The organism is Staphylococcus sp. 191 (genome assembly GCF_011174885.1).
Lineage (GTDB): Bacteria > Bacillota > Bacilli > Staphylococcales > Staphylococcaceae > Staphylococcus > Staphylococcus coagulans.
This window is the reverse complement of record NZ_PNRJ01000001.1, coordinates 32,052-54,168: the sequence shown is the minus strand read 5'-3', so window position 1 is coordinate 54,168 and position 22,117 is coordinate 32,052. Positions and strand designations below refer to the sequence as shown.

The following is a 22,117-nucleotide window of genomic DNA, read 5'->3' as shown; positions in this document are numbered from 1 at the left end:
TTTTAACGACTTTCTTTCGCATTTTTAATAAAATCTATAAATAACTTATCCATTGCTTCTTCTCGCCATAACATTTCAGGATGCCACTGCACCCCCACTAAATAAGGGTAGTTCTGAGCTTCGATACATTCAATCACACCGTCACTTGAACTAGCAGTACCTTTGAAGTCCGGTGCAATATCTTTAATTAATTGATGGTGAAATGAATTCACAAAAATCTCTCGTTCTTCAAACACCCGAGCTAAATGACATTGCTCTAATATTTGGATACGATGTGTTTTTTCAGTCGGATTCACACCTTGCCAATGTCTTAAAGTTTCGCTTTCACGATAAGAAACATCTTGGTACAATGTACCACCATGGTATACATTGATCAGTTGAGCCCCTCTACAAATACCTAAAATAGGAATGCCACGTTTTTTCGCTTGTTCTAATACCGTATATTCAAATAAATCGCGCTTTAATAACGTTTCTCCTATTAAGTTTCTCGGATCTTCTCCATACAAATGAGGACTGACATCATAACCACCACTCAAAATCAGACCATCTAATTGTTCGACCTGTTTTACGATTGCATTTTTATCTGAATGTATAGGAAGTACAACTGGCACCCCTGCATGCTTAGTAACAGAATAAACATAATCTTGGTTGATATAGCAACGTTCGTACCCAGGAAACATACCATCTTTATCACGTAAAATATTGGCGGTAATTCCTATTATAGCTACCATATACATCCCTCCATTACAATTGAGTTATTTTAATTATAATGTGGGTGTCGATTTTGTCAATAAAACTTTCTGATTTTTCTGACTTTTTAAGTCAGATATTTCATTTTTTATCAATAACCGTTCAATGTGTAAGTGTTTATAAAACAAAAAGCTGAAGTTATCACAGTATAAACTCAATCTGTAGATAACTCAGCTTATTTGTCAATTTGCACATGAAAAATTAAAATATTCCGCTCGTCTTGTGATTTAAAAATCGGCCTCACATGAGCAATTTATCCAATTACGCTTCACTCCAAATGTTGAGCTTTTTCTTTTGTGCTTCTTTTTGTGCTTGTTCGATTTGAGGACGATATTTATAGTTTGGTGAATAGAATTTTGCTCGTGCTAATCCTTCTTTTGCAAGTCTGACATTAAACATTTTATCGCCTACCCAAATATAAGCAAGTGTACGTCCATATCTGTCTTTCGGCGCGCGATCATATTCTAAAGTGACACGTTTACCTGTAAGATGCTTCTTCGTAAAATCAGATGCTTCTTTACCATAAGGTTGAACTGGCGTATTAGGTTTAACCGTTTCAGGGGTATCAACACCAATCATACGCACACGTTCTTCTTTTCCATCTTTATTGACTATAATGGTATCGCCGTCGATGACACGTGTAACTATGTAAGAGTCACCTTTTGTACTGCCTTCCGTCGTTTTAAACGGTCCTTGTCCATTTACATATTGTAATGTTAAGACAAAGATTGCTACTACAACAATTAATAAACCAGATGTAAATTTCTTCATCATTTCCTCCTTATTATTTATAAATTAATACTTTTATATTATTATATTTATATATAATTTTCCATAAGTTTTCTTGCCCTAATTGTGACTTTTTATCTACAAATGCTATAATGTTGACATTAGGAGTGAAAAAAATATGAAAACATTTAAAAATAATTATCTATCTTTAGTGATTATCATTGTAGCCATTTTAATCGGCTTCTTTTTACAACATAAATTCAACCTTCCACTATTTGCTGGTGCATTCATCGGTGTCTTCCTTGGCATGCTAGGTGGTTTTATCACACAAATTTTAATGCCTAAAGATCAAAATCATGACGCTGACCAAAAACATCGTCAGTAAATACAATGATAATCCATAAAAAGTTCACTTAAACTATAACTGAACACACATATGTATAAATCATAAGAAAAGACTACACTTTTAAACGCACAAATGATACAACTCAATCTTTAACAGATTCTCCACTCACAGCCAGTCTGTGCAGTGGATTTTTTTTGAAATCGTACAATAATTTTGGAAATACGTTTTTAATTTATAAACCCTTGATAGCAAATCATTATCTGTCACAAATCATTCTATATTACAATTGTAATATAAAATTCTTTTATTAATGAAATAATGGTCTAGAAATACTTGTTGAAAAAGTGTTTCTTTATCGAATAATAGAGGTGTCATTGACCCATGCCCATAGTCTTGTTTATGCTCAGTTTTTTGGCCTCCAATGCGTTATTAATTTTATTTATTTCCATATCACTTAATAACCAAATTGACTTTCAATTTATGATTGATATTAAAAAAAATAAGCATTTAGAAAAATATAACCGCCTATTTTTTATTACGGGTATTGTTTTACTAATCTTTTCTATGTATATGTTGTTACAATTTTTACAACAGTTATAGCAAAATCCAATTGAATCAGTAGCCTTTGTTGTCATAGAGAAATTCCAAATTCGAACCTTTACGTTCAATGTGAGTTTCTCTATTTTGTTTATTTAATCCAATAGATTTTTAGTGACGATATAATGAATTTAACACAAAATTTAATCAAACTCTAAAATATCTTAAATACATCTTATCATTTTTATATTTAATGGTAAAATTATATACAAAGATTTCTAAAAAAATAGGAGGTAATTATGAAATTAAAACCATACACGCTTATACTGTTTTCAGCTTTATGTTTACAAGGCTTGAGCACTGATGAGTCATACGCATCTGAAGATAAAAGAGAGTTAGTGACTGATATATTTAATACAAGTAAAAGTCTTGAAACTGCTAAATATGAAGGGGCAGATACACATCATTGTACAGCTATTATGATTTCACCAAAAGTAGGATTAACAGCTGCACATTGTAAAGATGGTGGTTTTGAGCAAAATAAATCACTAGGTACTATCTATCCAGGTTCATCAGGCTTGTCTACGAACGCCGGAAACATGACCATTTCAACATTTAATCCATACGACGGTGCAGATATCGCCCTAATAAAAGGAGAAAATCCTTCAACAGCCTACACACATTATATGAGAAATGTCGATATTGATGTAAAAGGTTTTAACCTTAGTGATTTAGAAGGTAAAAAAGTTTATTCCATAGGTTACCCTATTGATAAAGGAGGACGTAAACAATATAAAACTGAAGGTGTAATAACTAGTACATACAATAATCAATCTATGATGACGACTCTACAATCGACAGGAGGCCAGTCAGGATCAGGTGTATTTTTAAAAGAAAATGATCAACTCATTGGAATTATTTCTCAAGGTAATTTAAATGGAACTATTGTACAACCAATAAACAGAAGAATATCTGATTGGATATCGATTAAAAAATAAGATATATTAATTTTAAAAATTTTTATAATATAATTTTATTTATGTACATTTATAAATCTGTTTAATGCTCTACGTCATTAATAAAAGAAATACGGCCAAAATAAAGCTATCTATGTAAAGAAATCTATTACAACTAATTGCTGTGATTAAAATGCTAAGTGATGATATATCAAATCAAGAAAATAAATACTGTTTTTGAGATTTAATAAAGATTTGATAATAAATGTATTTTTTGGTATATTACGACTTATAAACAAGTGGATAATTTTACACTCTGAAACTTGTTTACCTCATATTTTTGTTTCTAAAATAAACTAAAGTTGTGCTTTATTTTTTGATAGTTTCTCATTCTCAACTTACCTTTTGACACTTCGTTCGTAACAGCAATTCAGTTTTGAGCTTCGTATCATTAAGAATTATTTCAACTAGGAGAGAAAAAATGGGAGAGTTAAACAAAAATGAATTAGAACAATTAGAAAAAAGAATTAATCATAGATTTGATGATTTAGAAAGACACTTACATGCGTTACCGATGCACTTAGAAGATAAGATGAAACTCATTTTTCAAATAGAGAAAGAAATTCTTAGAGGTGAAAGAATAAAAGATCGAGACAAAATTATTAACCGAATCGCTGTTACTTTAACAGTGATTGGTACGATTTTAACGACAATCATCGCTTTATTCACTTTTTTCTGGCGGTAAAAGCAAAGCAAACAGGATAAAGTGATGATATCACTTACAAGAGCTTGGTATCTGCTTCTTTTTGCTCATCTTATTCATTAAAGGAAATACGATGAAATCGAATTAAGATTAATCGTATTTCCCTTTTTATGTTTACGATTTTCTTTTCAGGTGTGAACGTAAAATAAGTCCTGTCGATATTATATTCACTTCGATGTTAATGATTGTTAATGTATTTGATTTTTTCTTCATATTGTCATCCCCTTTATACAAATTAATGGCTTACTTCAATTTATTATAACTTTAAATTAACTTTATTTTAAAATTTAATTTTATAACACATAATTGTTTTATAACTACATAATGGCTTAAACTGCTTTTGTACACTTGATATCGTGTCATTCTTCGTAAGCTATTGAATCAAAATCTTAATTTAGGCTTATTTTTATATTAAAGCTTTATACAAATTTTACGCATATATGTGCATATCTTTATACTAAAACAGCTTAAAATTCCACTCATTTATTCCTTATTTGAGCAAAATCTTTTAAATCACATAAATGTTTTCGACATATTTATATTTAAATCTTTAATTATATTTATCACTATTGATTTTAATGCTATAATTGTGCTGTTCATTAGTATCTAAAAATAATAATTCGTGATGATTTCAGTTCATATTTATAAAATTTGATTTGTAACTGTATGACATCGGCTTACATTTATCATCTTTTGAATAGTTTTCTAACCTTAGATTAACCGGTTGATAGATGAATTAAAGTGATGTTTACTCCTTTTTAATGACACATCATAAGAAGGTTTAACCCAGCATGAATTCAAAATTTAGATACTAGAATAAGATTATAGTAGAAGGAGTCAACCAGATGAAACAACGTCAGTGGTATCAAACGCAATGGTTTACAATTTTAATGCTTATTTTTGTTTTTCCAGTAGGTCTTTTTTTAATGTGGAAATATCAGTCTTGGGGTAAGTGGATTAAAATTATCATTACAGTCGTAGTCTTAATCATATTTATGATTAATTTTCAAAATAATAAACAACCACAAGATTCCCATTCAACAAAGCAAGAAACAACTCAAGAACATGCGAATAAGGAAGAACACAAAAAACAAACTTCTAAACACAAAGATGAAAAAAATGAAGCAAAAAAAGAAAAAGAAGATAAGGAATCATACGAGCCAGGAACTACAGACCGCATACCTGTTAAGTTAAGTGCAGCGGTAGATGGTGATACCGCGAAATTCGTTTACAATAATAAAACTGAAACATTTAGATTCCTACTTATTGATACACCTGAAACGAAGCACCCTCGTTTAGGCAAACAGCCATTTGGTCAAGAAGCTTCTGATCGGACAGCTGAACTACTTAGAAATGCCAAAAAGATTGAAGTAGAATTTGATGTAGGTCAAAAACAAGATAAGTACCAAAGATATTTGGCATATATTTATGTTGATGGAAAAATGTTAAACGATATTTTAGTTAAAGAAGGCTTAGCGAGAGTCGCTTATGTCTATCCGCCGAATACAAGATATTTATCTGAGTTAGAAGCTTCTCAAGAAAAAGCAAGAGAAGATAAGTTAGGCATATGGAGTTTGACTTCTGCTTTTGAGGAAGAAAGTCATGAGCAACCTACTACAACACCAGCACCTGCTAAAAATGACAACACAGCACAACCTGCACCTCAACAATCACAAACAGAACCAGCTCAAAGCACTCAATCATTTGCCAATTGTAAACAGTTACGTGCGGTTTATCCAAACGGCGTTCCTCAAGGACATCCTGCATATCAACCAAAATTAGACAGGGATAACGATAATTTTGCTTGTGAACGCTAACTTAGTATCCTAATTTTTAGCTTATCAAAAAGTTATATAAAATTATTATCACGTCAAAAAATAACTAGCTTTAGTTTATTTATTTATACATTAAAAGCAGTTGTGAAAGATTTAATATCTAACACAACTGCTTTTATTTTCAATCTATTATTTTAAATTCTCGCCACTTCTCTTCTGTCATCATTAAAATCTATGCAGGAGATTTGCGGTTTAAAAAGAGTAACAGTAAAGTACATAAACTGCCTAAAAATGAGACGATAATGCCAATTTCAAATATCATACGATATGCTGTAACAACATTATCTTGATGCGCATCAAGGAGCTTACCATTCATCGTATAAACCCAGAAAATAGGCGCATATGCTGCGAACGAACCTACACTCATTGCTGATCCAGCATATTTTTTAGGAATATCAAACTCAGCAATAGGCGCTAATATTACACTTTTAGCTAAAAACGTTGACACTGAAAATACAATTAAAAGTGCCATGCTGATAAAGAGATTTCCTTCGATAAATACAACACCTAGTAAAACGAATGATGATAAAATAAGCGCTGAGAAAATCATTTTCGAAGATGACTTAAATACATAGTCTGATATTAAACCAGCAGAAACACCCATAATGACGCCCATAAGTCCTGTATTAAAGATTCCGAAAAGTGCAGTTTGTGTTGTTGAAAGTTCATAAGTTTTTTGTAAATACGGCACGCTATAAATTAAAATGATATAACCCCAATAAATCGACATCGCACTCATTGATGCCAACCATACTTTAGGCTGTAACAGTACATAGAATAAACCTTTAAGTGCTTCAGCTGATTTATTAAGATGCATCTCTTCTGTTTTTTCTTCATCAATTGCAGCAATTCCATTTTTTGGCACGTATTTGATAATTAATAGAATTAAAGGAATAATCAATAAATTATATGCGAGCATGCCTCCTTTAAATACAACAATCCCACTGATTAAAGACATGATTCCAACAATAATTAAATTCATAATCATTTCTTCAGCACGTCGAATCGATTCTAATAATCCAAAACCCATACCTCGATTACTTTGGTTCGTGAATAACATAACACCGTTAAGTACAGCTGGCCAAAAAAATGAGTCCACAATACCCCAAATAATCGCAATTACTTTTAACATTTGAAAAGTAGGGCTGAAGAAAATGATCACTGAAATGGTTATAAAGCGAATTACCAATCCAACAATTAAAATAGATTTCACCGAAAAACGGTTATTAATCCAACCCGCAGGAATGTAAAAGAATATAGAAATACCAATGAGACCAAATATCGCTCCTAGCTCTGCATTACTTACTTGTAAGACATCGAGTAATAAATTATAAAATGTCCCTTTGAATGCTTCGAAACTTGAGTAAATCAACTGCCCTGCTGTCACAACAGTTAAAAATCCAATAAGCGTCTGTCTATCTTTAAAGTTCAATTTGTCCATAATACGTTTCATATGACGTACCCCTTCCACTTTGTTGTAAAATCTATTGTTGCTGTAAATGAATAAGATCATCAGCATAATCTGTAAATATGCCGTCTACACCCCAATTGATCAGTGTATTTGCACGATCTTTATCATTTACTGTCCATACATTCAATGTATAACCAGAATTTTTAATTTCTGAAACGAGTTCTCGTGTTAAGTTAATATCTTCTAAATGGACAATAGACGAGCCACAATAATCTACTAGTGTACGCCAATCATTATAAAACGCACATTTTTCAAATAAAACCGCACGCTTATATTGTGGTATATATTGTTCTGCTAATTTGAGCAAACTAAAGTTAAAACTAGAAATTAATACTTCTAGCGCGTCATCTAATTTCTCAATTTGTGTCTTCATTAATTGCAACATGCGTTCACTTAAATAGGTACCGTTTGGACCTGTAACCCCTTTAAGCTCGATATTAAGATTTATTTTATAACGATTTGCAAATGCTATAAGCTGCTCAAATGTTAAAATACGTTCATTTGCAAACTCTGGATGAAACCAAGCCCCAGCTGATGCATTCTGAATTGCTTCATAACGCGTTTCACTCACTTCTCCATATGTATTCGTTGTTCGATCTAAGTCATCATCATGAAATATAATTAAAACTTCATCCTTAGTGATAGCGACATCGAGTTCAAGCCATTTCACCCCTTCAACTTTACAAGCTAAATCAAATGCTGCAAAAGTATTTTCAGGTGCTTTACTCGACAATCCTCTATGTGCGAAAATATTCGTCATAATTATCCCCTTTACTAAATTTGAAAATTAAATCTACAAAACTTTGGTATCACTTGCATTATTATTGTACAAAATCATAGCAATTAATAAATTGCGTATTAGATTCGATAATACACCCTATCAATCGTAATTCGACATTATCCACACTTATAAAAATTAAATTAAAAACAATGATTAATCGCTGCCAATAATAATGATACAATGGTTTTATACAATAATTTTTGTAGACCTGTTCATTATTATAAAGCGTTTACATTATACTGACAATATGATATTAATAATTTTTTAATTCATTTTAATGTCTACTACCACCTTATAGATAGAAAGACGTATTAATCACCTTTACTATTTACTCACCTTCAAAACGTATTCTGAAAAAGAGTATATTGGCATTATTGCATAAGTAAAAACGCCTCATTCGTTTTAATGCCAGACAACAAGTTAAGTTTTATAAATTTATTATTTATGATATTTTTTAATACTTACAAATGTTTTGTTAGAATATAAATAGTTACAATGCTAAAAATGAATACCTAACTTAACCCGCTTTGAGGGCACACTATATTGAAAAATCTTAATCATGATCACGCTAAAATTCAGAGCGTCGAAATTTATTACGTTCTACTTTAACAATTGAGTAACGTTATTACGTTTGAATTAAAAAAAGAGTTATTAAAATAATTGGAATATCACGATTAATGGCAAAGGTATATATGAAGCTGTTACGAATGAGGATACTTTATTGATATTACTAAAATTACTGTTCGTAGAAAGGCGCAACTTCTACTTTGGATTAATATTTACTTTCGGTGTCACTTTAACTATTTTGGCATCTATCTATTCTTTAGCTGATAAAATAGCAAAAATATCACCTAGTGTAGGCAGTATCGTGTCACTTTTTATAATTTCTTTTTTGTGCTTACATTTTTATTTTCTGTTGTATATTTAATATTCAATACATTCGTAATGAATAAAAAAGAAGGCAGAAGTCCAACAGCTATACAGTCTATGTTATTAAGAATAAACATCTTTTTTATCTCACCCCTTCCAATTGGGATAGATATATTAAATGGGACACAAAAAGAACAACAGCAAAGAAAAGACATTGCAAAGAAAACATACAAAGTTGGTGATTCTATTAAAGGAGATGGAGTAACTTATACTTTGGAAAGTGTAGAATACGCAGATACTTCAAGCGAATATGCTTCAGAACCTGACAACGGTGTTGCTTTAAAAGTAAACTTGAGTTTTAAAAATGAGAACGATGAGCAAGTATTAGTTGATAGCAGTGACTTTTCAATTAAAGTCAATGGAGAAAATTTTAAAGAGTGGTATGGTACAGATGATACTAATGCTGATTTTTCTCATCAACTGAACAAAGATAATACAGCTAATGGATATATTTATTATGATGTACCTGATTCGGAAATTTATACCTTAGAACTTAATGCTATGCCTGATTTAAATCATGTAAAAGGCAAATGGAATATAAAAAAATCAGATATCAAATAAGAGTAATTTACGAGTCAGTATCTATTATTTGGCATCAGCGTTGTGGAAATTAATATAAAAAAGGAAGGAATATTTAAAATACAAAGTAATCCTAATTCATGTAACATAATATTAGAAGTTTTCAAAAGAGAACAAATTTTGATAATTTTTACCACGCTTTGAGTTAACTAACTTCTAACACGAAAAAAACAAATTGCTTAAAATTTCTATATGAAAAAGTAAATGCAAATTTCAACCCAAATTGCTCAAAACAATCAAGTTATTAAATTACTTATGGATCATGACCAAAAATAATAGGGTAGCTTATCTACCCTATTATTTTTTACTTTTTATACGTTAAAGAATGATTCTATGCCAGCACCACTCTATTAATACTGCTTCATATATTGCTCGACTTCCCATTCAGACACTTGCGTGCGATAGTAGTCCCATTCAATAGATTTAGAGTTAATAAATTGATTATAAATGTGATCTCCTAATGCGTCTTTTACAATTGGATTTTCACGCATTGCTTTTAATGCCGTGTATAAAGTTGAAGGTAAGTCTTCGATACCGACAGCTTCGCGCTCTTCACGATTCATTTCATAAATGTTTTGATTTACAGGCTCTGGAACTGTTAATTTGTTTTTAATACCGTCTAAGCCAGCTTGTAAAATTGTTGCTAATGCCATATATGGGTTTGCGGATGGATCTACTGATCGAATTTCAATACGTGTAGATAATCCACGAGAGCTTGGGACACGGATTAACGGTGAACGGTTTTTACCACTCCATGCAATGTAACTCGGCGCTTCGTAACCCGGTACTAAACGTTTGTAAGAGTTAACCAATGGGTTACACACTGCAGTAAATCCGCGTGCGTTTTTCAAAACACCTGCAATAAAATGACAAGCGTCTTCAGTTAATTGCATATCTCTGCTTTCATCATAAAAAGCATTTTCTTTTCCTTTAAATAATGAAACGTTAAAGTGCATACCACTTCCGTTCACACCAAATAATGGTTTTGGCATAAATGTTGCATGTAAATTATGTTTACGTGCAATTGTTTTAACAACTAATTTAAATGTTTGGATATTATCACAAGCTGTTACTGCATCTGCATATTTAAAGTCAATTTCATGTTGTCCTGGTGCAACTTCATGGTGCGAAGCTTCAATATCAAAGCCCATGTCTTCTAATTCAAGTACGATATCACGACGACAGTTTTCACCAAGGTCTGTTGGTGCTAAGTCAAAGTAACCCCCATGGTCATTTAATTCCATTGTTGGCTCACCTTTTTCATCTAACTTGAATAAGAAAAATTCTGGTTCAGGCCCTAGGTTGAAATCTGTAAATCCAAGTTTTTCCATTTCTTTTAATACACGTTTTAAATTATTACGAGGATCCCCTGCAAATGGTTGATGATCAGTTGTATAAACATCACAGATTAAACGTGCAACTTTTCCTTGTCCTGCTGTCCATGGAAAAATCACCCAAGTGTTTAAATCAGGATATAAATACATATCTGACTCTTCAATTCGAACAAACCCCTCGATTGAAGATCCGTCAAACATCATTTCATTATCTAAAACTTTCTCTAATTGACTCACGGGTACTTCAACATTTTTAATGGTCCCTAAAATATCAGTAAATTGTAAACGTAAGTAACGTACGTTTTCTTCTTCTGCAAAGCGTCGGATGTCATCTTTAGTGAAATTTTGTTTCGGCATGGATAATTGTCCTCCAATTTTAATTATTTAAAAAATCGTGATAAGTCTCCACGGTTAAGTGGTATCGACTCGCGCTGTGGCTTTTGTGTCGTATCCACTAGCATTTGCTTTCTTAACCGTTCTTCCTCTTCGTTTAGCGCGTATGTACTTTCTGACAACATGATTTGTTTAATTCCTTTCATATTAAAGCCTTTTTCTAAAAGATGCTTAATTGAAAGTAAAGTTTCCAAATCATTCAATGAAAACAAACGCTTATTGCCTTCAGTTCGTGAAGGTTTTACAAGTTCATGTGTTTCATAATAACGAATTTGTCGTGCAGTTAATTCGGTTAGACGGCTGACAACACTCATCGGAAATACAGGCATGTTACGTCGAATTCTATCGTTGTCCATATCCAGCATCTCCTTAACTTTGAACTTGTATTAACAATAGCACATCATTTCAGGCATTTCAAAAATATGTAAGAAAACCTGACATGAAAGCACAAAGCCTTGTCATATCAGGTAATCAGAAAAGTCAGACAATCAGTTAAATTTTCATATTTCACTTAAATTGTAAAACTTTGCATTTTAAATGGCAATTAATCCTTTTTGCATTAATGTTTTAACAGCACGAATGACTGCGATTTTGACGTGTTCGTATGTGAGGCCACCTTGAACATAAGCTTCGTATGGTGGACGAATTGGTCCATCTGCTGACAATTCAATAGATGAGCCTTGTACAAAAGTGCCAGCAGCCATTATCACGTCGTCTTCATACCCCGGCATATAACTAGGTTCCGGACTAAAATGGGCATTAATAGGTGAAGCATGTTGAATACTTTGACAAAATTGAATCATCTGTTCAGGTGTATCAAATGACACAGTCTGAATTAAATCCGTACGCTGCACATCATATCGAGGCGTCGTACGCATATTGAGACGTTCTAATAACAAACTTGTAAATAGCGCACCTTTAAGACTTTGACTGACAACATGGGGACTCATAAAAAAGCCTTGATACATTTCTTGTAATGCATATAATGAAGCACCCGCTTCCTTCCCAATTCCAGGGGCAGTTAATCTATAACCACAGCGTTCTACTAAGTCTCGTCGTCCAGCAATATAGCCGCCAATTTTCGCGAGGCCTCCTCCTGGATTTTTAATTAAAGAGCCTGCGATTAAATCTGCACCCACTTCGATAGGCTCTTTGGTTTCTATAAATTCTCCGTAACAATTATCGACAAAAACGATAATATGAGGGTGTTCTTTTTTTATACTTTGAATCGCACGACCTATTTCATCAACGCTTATAGAGGGTCTTTGACTATATCCTTTAGAACGTTGAATCGCAATCACTTTTGTTGTTTCGTTAATTGCTTGTAAAACACGATCAACATCAATTTGATCTTCTTTTAAATCAACCTCTTGGTAATGGATACCATATTCTTTTAAACTCTCAACGCCATTTCCGTTTTCACCGATGACTTCGAGCAATGTGTCATACGGTTTGCCTGTTATATACATTAAACTGTCTCCAGGCTTTAACATACTTTGTAAAGCAACAGTAATCGCATGGGTCCCTGAAATTAACTGTGGGCGCACGAGTGCATCTTCAGCCTTGAAAGTATGCGCATAAACCGCTTCTAAATGATCACGACCAAAATCATCATAGCCGTATCCCGTAGACCCTAATAAATCTGATTCAGTGATTTTTACATGATGAAATGCATCAAGGACACGTGCTTGATTTTCAAGTGCACGTGCTTCAATTTCTTTAAAATATGGGGTTAATATTGTTTCTACTTCATTAATCAATAGTTCTAATTGCTTCATTTTTCTGCTTCTTTCTATTATTTTTTATAACCTTCTATAAGATACTCGTTTGTTGTTTCGTCAAATTCTAATTTCGTAACTAATGTGTGTTGTTTTAAGTAATATAACGTATCAGCTTCATGACTCTCTATGCGTCTTTCATAAAAATGAAGTTGATTCTGAATTGCTTCTATTAATAAGTCTTTCACTACTTGAATGTCATCGTGATTTTTAGCGGATACAAAAACAGAGGGCTGTTCCACAATCGGCTCTATGCCTTCATGCAAGTCCTTTTTGTTAAAAATAACCACTTGCGGAATTTCAGCCATATCTAACTCTTTAATAATTTCATTGACAGTATCATATTGAATTTTATATTCTTTATGGCTCGCATCCACCACATGGATTAACAAATCTGCACCGCTTGCTTCTTCTAGTGTAGATTTAAAAGCTTCAATTAACGTTGTGGGTAATTTTTGAATAAAACCAACTGTGTCTGAAATGACCAACTCGAAGCCATCATTAATTTTAAGACGTCGTGATTTCGGATCTAGCGTTGCAAATAGTAAATCGCGCTCATAAGTTTCTGCATGGGTCAACGTGTTAAACCACGAAGATTTTCCTGCGTTCGTATAACCAATGAGTGCAACTTGGAAAGATTGGTTCTCTTCTCTTTGATGACGATAACGTGCACGATGTGCTTCGACTTCTTTTAATTTACGTTTAATTTCATTCATACGTGTACGTATATGACGACGATCAGTTTCTAGTTTTGTCTCACCCGGTCCCCGTGTACCTATACCGCCACCTAAGCGAGATAAACTTTTTCCATGTCCCATTAAGCGAGGCAAAAGATAATTAAGTTGTGCATATTCTACTTGTAATTTACCTTCTTTACTTTTCGCTCTCAAAGCGAAAATTTCAAGAATCAATTGTGTACGGTCAATAATCTTAATGCCTAAATATTCATTTAAATGTTTAGATTGTGCTGTCGTTAATTCGTCATTAGCCACAAGGACATCTATTTCTTGGGATTCGACAAAAGCTTGTATCTCATCTAATTTTCCTTTACCAACATAATATTTATGATCCACTTGATTTTTATTTTGTGTGACTTCACCTTTCACCTCAAGATCACATGTATACGCCAGTGCATGTAATTCTCTCATCGTACTGTCAAAATCATAATCTGATTGGTAAACATCTACACCAATTAAAAGTGCTTTTTCTTTAACTTTTTTGGTAGAATGGAGTTCATTTTTTTGCATTACATCACCATTTTCTTTAAACATATCATCACGTATTCTAACATAGTGTTTCAATTAAGACTATATTGAATAATTATGTTATATTTTTATTAGAGGTGAGGACAATGCATTTATATGATATAGAAGTCACAAAAATCGATGGAACAAATTACCCTTTATCTGAGTATAAAGGCGATGTTTTATTGATTGTAAATACTGCAAGTGAGTGTGGTCTAACACCACAATTTGAAGGTTTACAAAAGTTGTATGATACTTATCATGAAAAAGGATTTACGATTCTTGGTTTCCCATGTAATCAATTTGGAAAACAAGAACCGGGTAGCGGGGAAGAAGCAGCGACAAACTGCCAACTAAACTATGGCGTTACTTTTCCAATGCATGAAAAAATTGAAGTTAACGGCGAAAATGCCCATCCACTTTTCAACTATCTCAAATCACAACAAAAAGGTGTATTTGGAGATAAAATTAAGTGGAATTTCACGAAGTTCTTAGTTGATCGCGAAGGAAATGTGGTTAAGCGCTTTTCACCACAAAAGACACCAGAAAGTATTACAAAAGAAATTGAAAATGTTTTATAAATTAAACATCACCCTTTCATATTACTAGTGAAAGCGGTGATGTTTTTATATTTAATGATTTAAAATTGAAGTACACCCTAAAAATGAACAGATCAATCAAGGATGGTAGTAGAGATGTATGCTAAATACACCCATCTATTCAATATGATTGCGTATTGAAAAGATGGTCATCATATGGTCAACCTTTCAGATTGCACATTTAACATGCATCCCCACTCCGCCATTGTGGATTAATAAATTAGTTTGTGCCTTCTAAGAAAGTACTAATCGCATGTTTGTAAATTAAATGGTGACGTCCTTGAGAGAGTATATCAATTACATATTGGTCAAAATCAACAATTGTACCACGTAATTGGAAACCATTCGTTAAAAATACTGTGAGTTCCTTACCCTCGTTTTTAAAAGTTTCTAGGTACTCATCTTGAATGTTGCGTTTCTCAATCATGTTCATTTCTCCTTTTATTTATTAGGGTTTTGAGCTCAGATAACATTGAAGTAAGTGACATCTTCTCTCTATCTAACCAATGAACATTAAGTTTGTTTTTAAACCAAGTCATTTGCCTTTTTGCGTAATTACGTGAATGCTGTTTAAGTTGATCCACGGCTTCATTAAGTTCTATTTCATTATGAACTACCGGTATGATTTCTTTGTAGCCGATAGCTTGCATACTTTGACACGATTCATAACCTAATTCAATAAGTTCTTGCACTTCATCCAATAAACCATGAGACAACATTATGTCTACGCGTTTATTTATTCTTACATATAATGTATCACGCGACATTTCTATCCCTATTAATAATGTATCATAATTTTCAGTCAATTGGGTACTTTTCTTTCGATTACTTAAAACTTTTTTTGTAGTTAAATAATAAGAAATCGCACGTTCTACTCTTTGACGATTGTTCGGATGGATATCAGCAAAAGATTGAGGATCAAATGTTCCTAAGTATTCATGGAGCGCTTCATTTGAATATGATTTGAGTTCTTCCATTTTTTGCTGAACTTTCTCAGCAACCTCTGGAGAAACTTCTTCTTTATCAAATTGATAATCGTATATTACAGATTGAATATATAGACCTGTGCCTCCAACAATGATAGGTGTTTTCCCTCGCGCTGTGATATCCGTAATGAGTGCACGTGCCTGCTGCTGAAAATCATATGCAGAATATGTTTGGTCTGGATTTAAAATATTAATTAAGTGATGCGGGATGCCTTGCATTTCAGACTCTGTCACTTTTGCGGTACCAATGTCCATACCACGATAAACTTGCATTGAGTCACCACTAATGACTTCCCCATCAATTTCTTTCGCAAGTTCCACACCTAATTCAGTTTTACCACTCGCAGTTGGACCTACGATTACTACAATGAAAGGTTTCTTACCTATCACTGAGTTCACCTACTTTTCGTTTTTTAATAATTTGACGACTCACCCATTCTAACATATGCTTCCAAACTGTCTCATTATCATTTTCAAACAACACTTCATGGCGTTTGTTTTTATATAGTTGAACAGTGATATGTTCAATACCGCCTTTTTTTAATAACTTTCCTAAGTTTCTAATCGCATTTCCAAAATTACCAAACGGATCATCTTTTCCTGAAACTAACAAAATTGGTAATTGTGGATTCATCTTTTCAATGTTTTTAATACGTGCTGTTTGCATCATTGTATTAACAACACTATAAATCAATTGATTAGATACGAGAAAGCCTGAATATGGATCTGCGATATAAGCATCCACTTCACTTTCATTTGAACTAATCCAATCGCTTTCAGTACGCAGTGGCTTAAATGTTTTATTAAAGCTATTCGTCATCACATTGTTGAGCCACTTCATACGGCGTCTTTTACCACAAATTAATGTAATACATTTTAATAATGGTACAATAGTGAATCTATAAAATGATGGAAACAAGCCTGTACCACTTAATATGAGTCCTTGACAGTCATTAGGGTAGATTTGCACATACTGACGTGCAATAATTGAACCCATTGAATGACCAAGTACAATCAAAGGTAACGTATCATCAAATTGTGCTTTCAATGTCGTTTGTACTTCATGTGCATCTTTAACCACTTGTATCATTGAATCATAATGGCCTCTTTCACTATCAATATCAATACCATGACCTCTATGGTTATGTCGAATCACATGATAGCCTTGCTGGTTTAATTTTTCAACAAGCGCATTGTACCTTTCTAAATGTTCTGCCATTCCGTGGAAAATATGCACAACACCAACGGCCTCACAATCCGTTCGATCTACTTTTACTTCTAATATTGTGCCGTCTGTAACTGCTATTTTCATAGCTTCTGATTTAACCATTGTTATCCACCTTTCCGCATCTCTTCACTTAATTCAACTTTACCACAACATCGGAATAAACACACACGAATTAAAATTAAACTGCATACTATAAATTGAGGATACCTTTCACTTGTCACAAAAAACTATCAAGTGAAAATTTTAACTTCTTCAAAATCATCGTCTACAAAATGTATAAAATAGGTGCTTGTTTGGATAAGGTGAAATACGCGGATAAAGTGGAAATCACTGATTTATTTGATGATAAAAATAAAAAGTAACACAAGCTAAAAACAACTTGTGTTACTTCATATCTCATAAATTGCTTACTAATGTCTTATTTTTCAGCAGGTTGGTGTTGACCATGTCTTGCTTCTTGGATCGCTTTATCTAATTCAGCATGGTAAGTTGCTTTAGTATTTGCATCGTAACCTAATAAGTCAGCTAACACATCGACAACAATATCTTTATATTCTAATACACGATTAATATCAAAGTATAATGCACCCGTACGACGTACAAGGAAGTCTGTTGGTTTTACAACTAATTCATTTTGAACGCTGTATACAAGTTCTACATATAATTCTAATGGTAAACCTGTTGTTTGATGTTGTGCAGCTTGCGCAATCGCAAATAAATCATCAACGTTAGAACCATATTTTGAAGCTAAGTGACGTGCTAATTTTTCATCTAAATTGAATGCTTTCGCAGCTTGTACTTTTTCTTCAACGAATTTATGGAAGTTTGCACTACCACCAACATCCCCACCAGAAATTGGAATGTATTTTGTATCAACTTTATTGAATTTCAATTTATATTCTTGTTTTAATCGTTTTTCAACTAAGTTTACAATTTCTAATGCCATATGACGGTAACCTGTTAATTTACCACCAGCGATTGTTAATAATCCTGATTTACCTTCCCAAACTTCGTCTTTTCGTGAAATTTCAGAAGGGTCTTTACCTTCTTCTAAAATTAACGGACGAATACCTGCCCATGTAGACTCGATATCTTCATCTTTAATTTGAACAGTCGGGAACATATAATTAATGGCATCAATTAAATAATCTCTATCTTCTTGGTTAACAAGTGGTGTTGATTTTTCATTATCATAGAATGTATCAGTTGTACCAACATAAGCTTTGCCTTCACGAGGAATAGCAAAAATCATACGACCGTCTTTTTCTGTATCAAAATAAACGGCTTGACGTAATGGGAATTTTGATTGATCGATAACAACGTGCACACCTTTTGTTAAACGCAATTGTTTGTTGTTTTTAGAGTAGTCTGCGCTACGTACTTCATCTACCCATGGACCTGTTGCATTAACGACTTTTTTACCTTTAATTTTAAAAGTATCATTCGCTAAGCGATCGATCACTGTTACACCATTTACTTTTTCATTGTTATCATATAAGAAGTTGTTTACTTTCGCATAGTTTAAAATATCTGCACCTTGCTCAGCTGCCTTTTTCATCACTTCGATTGTTAAACGGGCGTCATCTGTACGGTATTCAACGTAGTAACCGCCACCTTTAAGGCCGTCTTGTTTAACTAATGGTTCTTTGTCAGTAGTTTCTTGTACAGTTAACATTTTTTTTCGTTCTGATTTTTTAACACCAGCAAGGCGATCATACATACCTAAACCGATTGAAGTTGAAAACTTACCAAATGTACCACCTTTATGCATTGGTAATAACATCCACTCAGGTGTAGTGACATGTGGACCATTTTCGTAAACGATTGCACGTTCTTTACCAGTTTCAGCAACAACGCCGACTTGGAATTGTTTCAAGTAACGTAAACCACCATGAACCAATTTAGTAGAACGAGAGCTTGTACCTTGTGCAAAGTCTTGCATTTCAACTAAAGCGACTTTCATACCTCTTGCACTTGCATCTAATGCGATACCTGCGCCAGTGATACCCCCACCGACAACAACTAAATCATATTCCTCATTTTTCATTTTGTTCTTTACTGAATCACGTTTAAAAGTTGATAAACTCATATATTCCGCCTCCTAATATCATAAAAAAAGAGAGACTTCTCCCACAGCTTAAATAAAGTTGTACGAACGACGTCTCTCACAATCTCGTATGATGCTATTAACTTAACTACAGTATATCACACCACTTATTCTTCGTCTAATTTGAAAACTTGAGTGGCTTCAACTGCTTTTTTCCAGCCTTTATATAAACGACTGCTTTCTTTTTCATCCATCGCTGGTTCAAAGGATTTTTCGAGTTTCCATTGACGACTAATTTCTGATTTATCTTTCCAGAATCCTGTAGCAATACCAGCTAAGTATGCTGCACCTAGTGCAGTTGTTTCATTTATTTCTGGTCGTTCAACATTGATATTTACTAAATCTGCTTGGAACTGCATTAAGAAGTTATTTTTAACTGCGCCACCATCAACACGTAAATTGTTAACATCAATGCCGGAGTCTTGTGCCATCGCTTCTATTACGTCACGTGTTTGGTAACATAAAGACTCTAAAGTAGCTCTAATGAAATGCTCTTTTTCTGTACCTCTCGTAATTCCAAAAATGGCACCACGTGCTTCAGAATCCCAATAAGGTGTACCTAAACCTACAAATGCAGGTACAACATAGACACCTTCTGTAGAATCAACACGTTTAGCATAATCTTCTGATTGAGGAGCAGAGTTAATCATTCGGAGACCATCTCTTAACCATTGAATGGCTGAACCTGATACGAAAATTGAACCTTCTAATGCGTAATTAACTTTACCATCAATTCCATAAGCAATCGTTGTTAACAATCCATTATCAGATACAACTGCTTCCTCACCTGTATTCATAAGCATGAAACCACCTGTGCCGTAAGTGTTTTTCACATCACCGCGTTCGAAACATGCTTGTCCGAATAGAGCAGCCTGTTGGTCACCCGCAATACCAGCAATCGGTACTTTTTGACCAAAAAAGTGATAATCAATTGTTTCGCAATACACTTCACTTGATGGTTTTACTTCAGGTAACATTGCTTTTGGTACATCTAAAATTTCAAGCAATTCGTCATCCCATTGTAAATCATGGATGTTATACATTAATGTACGACTTGCATTGGAATAGTCTGTTACATGCGTTCTACCACCAGAAAGTTTCCAAACTAACCATGAATCAATTGTTCCGAACAAAACATCGCCTTTTTCAGCTTTTTCACGTGCACCTTCAACTTTATCAAGTATCCATTTGACTTTAGTTCCTGAAAAATAAGGGTCTAATAATAAACCAGTTTTGTTTCTAAACGTTTCTTCATGACCAGCGTTCTTTAATTCATCACAAATATGTTGTGTTTGACGTGACTGCCAAACAATCGCATTGTAGATTGGACGGCCTGTGTTTTTATCCCAAACGACAGTTGTTTCACGTTGGTTTGTGATACCAATCCCTTTAATTTGTGATGCCGATACATTATTTTCGTTTAAAACAGATGCCATCACTGATAAAACTGATGTCCAAATTTCGTTGGCATCATGCTCTACCCATCCGCCTTTAGGAAAATGTTGTTTAAACTCACGCTGTGCTACGCCTGCGATTTCCCCATTTTCGTTAAATAAGATTGCTCTAGAACTTGTTGTCCCCTGATCAATCGATAAGATATAGTTTCCCATAACATAGTCTCCTCTCAACTCTTCACTGATATTAACTTGTAAAGTATTACGATAAGGTTATTATAACCTAAAATGCTGTTATAAGATGTCAAATACAGCTCATAGGCACTAAAAAACAACAATACGTCATCACCATGTTATTAATGCCTCTATGATCACAACGTATTGTAAAGTTTTGCATGCCTTACTTTAACATTCATACTTATGACAAAAACAGTAATATGAATTATATTTTAGCAATCTCATCCTGTGGCAATTTTTTATTTAATGCCACACCAAGTAATAATGTTAAAACTAATACGATAATCGTTACAATTGTCCAAACATCAAATGCGCCTTTAAAAATCAAGCGATATACAACCGTACCTAACATACCACCAACCATTGGTCCTAATACAGGTACAATCGCATAACCCCAACCACTGCCACCTTTGCCATGGATTGGTAAAATAGCATGCGCGATACGTGGCCCTAAGTCACGAGCAGGATTAATTGCATATCCTGTTGTACCACCTAAGCTGACACCAATCGCTACAATCAAAGCACCAACGATTAATGGATTTAATCCTTCAGAGAACTTATTTGCCCCGATGAATAAAAGACCTGAAGTTAAAACTGCAGTACCTATAATCTCTGAAATAAAGTTTGCAGTATAGTTTTTAAGCGCTGGCGCAGTTGAAAAGACGCCTAATTTTGTTGCTTTATCTTCAGTTGCACGCCAATGTGGTAAATACATTAACCATGTCAATACACCACCTAAAATACCCCCTAGCATTTGCGCAATGATGTATCCAGGCACTTGTGACCATGGGAAATCACCATTCATTGCAAATGCAAGTGTCACTGCTGGGTTAAGATGTGCATTTGAAAATTGACCAACGGCATAGACACCTAGCGTCACACCAAGTCCCCATCCAATAGCAATGACAATCCAGTCGGCACCATTACCGTTCGTTTTTTTCAAATTGACGTTGGCACATACACCACCACCCATGAGTAGAAGTAATGCAGTACCGAAAAATTCAGCTAAATAAACATTCATGCTTTTTCCTCCCTTTATTGAAAAAGAGACTTCCTTTCGCATAATAAAAATACGCCAACAGAAGTCTCTCAGTCTCTCATAATTTATCAACTTGACTTAATATTACAGTTTGATGTAAG

The 22,117-nt window shown here is 33.6% G+C and carries 20 protein-coding genes; 6 read left to right on the top strand and 14 right to left on the bottom strand.

Annotated elements, in window-relative coordinates; all coding sequences use genetic code 11:
* Positions 1–2: 2 nt before the first annotated feature.
* Entirely contained in the window at positions 3–731 is a 729-nt protein-coding gene (locus C1H58_RS00235) for a gamma-glutamyl-gamma-aminobutyrate hydrolase family protein (protein WP_165544955.1), read from the bottom strand.
* Between the two features lie 280 nt (positions 732–1,011).
* Entirely contained in the window at positions 1,012–1,521 is a 510-nt protein-coding gene (gene nucI / locus C1H58_RS00230) for a thermonuclease NucI (RefSeq protein ID WP_165544954.1), read from the bottom strand.
* 136 nt (positions 1,522–1,657) lie between these two features.
* Here nucI and C1H58_RS00225 point away from each other — a divergent pair, with 136 nt between their 5' ends.
* The 4 genes from C1H58_RS00225 to C1H58_RS00210 all read left to right on the top strand — a co-directional run bounded on the left by C1H58_RS00225 (position 1,658) and on the right by C1H58_RS00210 (position 5,898).
* Positions 1,658–1,864 carry a hypothetical protein gene (locus C1H58_RS00225; RefSeq protein WP_103356722.1) on the top strand — a complete coding sequence of 69 codons (207 nt, stop codon included), beginning with the start codon at positions 1,658–1,660 and terminating at the stop codon, positions 1,862–1,864.
* A gap of 797 nt (positions 1,865–2,661) precedes the next feature.
* The gene (locus tag C1H58_RS00220; RefSeq protein WP_165544953.1) at positions 2,662–3,360 is read left to right on the top strand and encodes a trypsin-like serine peptidase; all 699 of its coding nucleotides are present in this window, start codon (positions 2,662–2,664) and stop codon (positions 3,358–3,360) included.
* Between the two features lie 439 nt (positions 3,361–3,799).
* Positions 3,800–4,063 carry a hypothetical protein gene (locus tag C1H58_RS00215; RefSeq protein WP_060829982.1) on the top strand — a complete coding sequence of 88 codons (264 nt, stop codon included), beginning with the start codon at positions 3,800–3,802 and terminating at the stop codon, positions 4,061–4,063.
* Between the two features lie 863 nt (positions 4,064–4,926).
* Positions 4,927–5,898, top strand: coding sequence for a thermonuclease family protein (locus tag C1H58_RS00210; RefSeq protein ID WP_165544952.1), 972 nt, complete (start codon positions 4,927–4,929; stop codon positions 5,896–5,898).
* Positions 5,899–6,088: 190 nt separating this feature from the next.
* Here C1H58_RS00210 and C1H58_RS00205 read toward each other — a convergent pair whose 3' ends face one another.
* Together C1H58_RS00205 and C1H58_RS00200 are read right to left on the bottom strand one after the other, a co-directional pair.
* Positions 6,089–7,369: an MFS transporter gene (locus C1H58_RS00205; protein ID WP_060829984.1), complete on the bottom strand. Its 1,281-nt coding sequence runs from the start codon at positions 7,367–7,369 to the stop codon at positions 6,089–6,091.
* A 31-nt stretch (positions 7,370–7,400) separates the two neighbouring features.
* Positions 7,401–8,147 (bottom strand): glycerophosphodiester phosphodiesterase family protein, encoded by a 747-nt coding sequence (locus C1H58_RS00200; protein ID WP_165544951.1) that lies wholly within the window; start codon positions 8,145–8,147, stop codon positions 7,401–7,403.
* A 966-nt stretch (positions 8,148–9,113) separates the two neighbouring features.
* Between C1H58_RS00200 and C1H58_RS00195 the strand changes: the two genes are divergently transcribed.
* Positions 9,114–9,659, top strand: coding sequence for a DUF4352 domain-containing protein (locus C1H58_RS00195; protein ID WP_242680195.1), 546 nt, complete (start codon positions 9,114–9,116; stop codon positions 9,657–9,659).
* A 368-nt stretch (positions 9,660–10,027) separates the two neighbouring features.
* On the opposite strand, the gene glnA is transcribed toward C1H58_RS00195, so the two are convergent.
* The 4 genes from glnA to hflX all read right to left on the bottom strand — a co-directional run bounded on the left by glnA (position 10,028) and on the right by hflX (position 14,429).
* Positions 10,028–11,368 carry a type I glutamate--ammonia ligase gene (gene glnA, locus C1H58_RS00190; protein WP_165544950.1) on the bottom strand — a complete coding sequence of 447 codons (1,341 nt, stop codon included), beginning with the start codon at positions 11,366–11,368 and terminating at the stop codon, positions 10,028–10,030.
* A 23-nt stretch (positions 11,369–11,391) separates the two neighbouring features.
* The gene (locus tag C1H58_RS00185) at positions 11,392–11,760 is read right to left on the bottom strand and encodes a MerR family transcriptional regulator (protein WP_050331120.1); all 369 of its coding nucleotides are present in this window, start codon (positions 11,758–11,760) and stop codon (positions 11,392–11,394) included.
* 177 nt (positions 11,761–11,937) lie between these two features.
* A complete protein-coding gene (locus tag C1H58_RS00180) occupies positions 11,938–13,182 on the bottom strand; it encodes a methionine gamma-lyase family protein (RefSeq protein WP_165544949.1) in 1,245 nt (414 codons plus the stop codon).
* 17 nt (positions 13,183–13,199) lie between these two features.
* Positions 13,200–14,429 (bottom strand): GTPase HflX, encoded by a 1,230-nt coding sequence (hflX, locus tag C1H58_RS00175; RefSeq protein ID WP_050346222.1) that lies wholly within the window; start codon positions 14,427–14,429, stop codon positions 13,200–13,202.
* Between the two features lie 104 nt (positions 14,430–14,533).
* On the opposite strand from hflX, the gene C1H58_RS00170 reads away from it, so the two are divergent.
* Positions 14,534–15,007 (top strand): glutathione peroxidase, encoded by a 474-nt coding sequence (locus tag C1H58_RS00170; RefSeq protein WP_050331124.1) that lies wholly within the window; start codon positions 14,534–14,536, stop codon positions 15,005–15,007.
* Between the two features lie 238 nt (positions 15,008–15,245).
* Here C1H58_RS00170 and hfq read toward each other — a convergent pair whose 3' ends face one another.
* The 6 genes from hfq to C1H58_RS00140 form a co-directional block, all read right to left on the bottom strand.
* A complete protein-coding gene (gene hfq, locus C1H58_RS00165) occupies positions 15,246–15,452 on the bottom strand; it encodes an RNA chaperone Hfq (protein ID WP_016424961.1) in 207 nt (68 codons plus the stop codon).
* A complete protein-coding gene (gene miaA / locus C1H58_RS00160) occupies positions 15,445–16,401 on the bottom strand; it encodes a tRNA (adenosine(37)-N6)-dimethylallyltransferase MiaA (RefSeq protein ID WP_165544948.1) in 957 nt (318 codons plus the stop codon). Before miaA ends, hfq begins: the two co-directional genes overlap by 8 nt.
* The gene (locus tag C1H58_RS00155; protein ID WP_165544947.1) at positions 16,391–17,341 is read right to left on the bottom strand and encodes an alpha/beta hydrolase; all 951 of its coding nucleotides are present in this window, start codon (positions 17,339–17,341) and stop codon (positions 16,391–16,393) included. The genes miaA and C1H58_RS00155 overlap by 11 nt, the downstream gene beginning before the upstream one ends.
* A gap of 316 nt (positions 17,342–17,657) precedes the next feature.
* A complete protein-coding gene (locus C1H58_RS00150; protein WP_165544946.1) occupies positions 17,658–19,328 on the bottom strand; it encodes a glycerol-3-phosphate dehydrogenase/oxidase in 1,671 nt (556 codons plus the stop codon).
* 125 nt (positions 19,329–19,453) lie between these two features.
* Entirely contained in the window at positions 19,454–20,956 is a 1,503-nt protein-coding gene (gene glpK / locus C1H58_RS00145) for a glycerol kinase GlpK (protein ID WP_060829993.1), read from the bottom strand.
* A 226-nt stretch (positions 20,957–21,182) separates the two neighbouring features.
* Complete coding sequence (locus tag C1H58_RS00140) at positions 21,183–21,998, bottom strand: MIP/aquaporin family protein (RefSeq protein WP_060829994.1); 816 nt, start codon at positions 21,996–21,998, stop codon at positions 21,183–21,185.
* Positions 21,999–22,117 lie beyond the last annotated feature (119 nt).

Bases quoted from the DNA above. Each gene is read 5' to 3' on its own strand.
- C1H58_RS00235 (WP_165544955.1), bottom strand. From the start codon at position 731: ATGGTAGCTATAATAGGAATTACCGCCAATATTTTACGTGATAAAGAT.
- nucI (WP_165544954.1), bottom strand. From the start codon at position 1,521: ATGAAGAAATTTACATCTGGTTTATTAATTGTTGTAGTAGCAATCTTT.
- C1H58_RS00225 (WP_103356722.1), top strand. From the start codon at position 1,658: ATGAAAACATTTAAAAATAATTATCTATCTTTAGTGATTATCATTGTA.
- C1H58_RS00220 (WP_165544953.1), top strand. From the start codon at position 2,662: ATGAAATTAAAACCATACACGCTTATACTGTTTTCAGCTTTATGTTTA.
- C1H58_RS00215 (WP_060829982.1), top strand. From the start codon at position 3,800: ATGGGAGAGTTAAACAAAAATGAATTAGAACAATTAGAAAAAAGAATT.
- C1H58_RS00210 (WP_165544952.1), top strand. From the start codon at position 4,927: ATGAAACAACGTCAGTGGTATCAAACGCAATGGTTTACAATTTTAATG.
- C1H58_RS00205 (WP_060829984.1), bottom strand. From the start codon at position 7,369: ATGAAACGTATTATGGACAAATTGAACTTTAAAGATAGACAGACGCTT.
- C1H58_RS00200 (WP_165544951.1), bottom strand. From the start codon at position 8,147: ATGACGAATATTTTCGCACATAGAGGATTGTCGAGTAAAGCACCTGAA.
- C1H58_RS00195 (WP_242680195.1), top strand. From the start codon at position 9,114: ATGAATAAAAAAGAAGGCAGAAGTCCAACAGCTATACAGTCTATGTTA.
- glnA (WP_165544950.1), bottom strand. From the start codon at position 11,368: ATGCCGAAACAAAATTTCACTAAAGATGACATCCGACGCTTTGCAGAA.
- C1H58_RS00185 (WP_050331120.1), bottom strand. From the start codon at position 11,760: ATGGACAACGATAGAATTCGACGTAACATGCCTGTATTTCCGATGAGT.
- C1H58_RS00180 (WP_165544949.1), bottom strand. From the start codon at position 13,182: ATGAAGCAATTAGAACTATTGATTAATGAAGTAGAAACAATATTAACC.
- hflX (WP_050346222.1), bottom strand. From the start codon at position 14,429: ATGCAAAAAAATGAACTCCATTCTACCAAAAAAGTTAAAGAAAAAGCA.
- C1H58_RS00170 (WP_050331124.1), top strand. From the start codon at position 14,534: ATGCATTTATATGATATAGAAGTCACAAAAATCGATGGAACAAATTAC.
- hfq (WP_016424961.1), bottom strand. From the start codon at position 15,452: ATGATTGAGAAACGCAACATTCAAGATGAGTACCTAGAAACTTTTAAA.
- C1H58_RS00155 (WP_165544947.1), bottom strand. From the start codon at position 17,341: ATGGTTAAATCAGAAGCTATGAAAATAGCAGTTACAGACGGCACAATA.
- C1H58_RS00150 (WP_165544946.1), bottom strand. From the start codon at position 19,328: ATGAGTTTATCAACTTTTAAACGTGATTCAGTAAAGAACAAAATGAAA.
- glpK (WP_060829993.1), bottom strand. From the start codon at position 20,956: ATGGGAAACTATATCTTATCGATTGATCAGGGGACAACAAGTTCTAGA.
- C1H58_RS00140 (WP_060829994.1), bottom strand. From the start codon at position 21,998: ATGAATGTTTATTTAGCTGAATTTTTCGGTACTGCATTACTTCTACTC.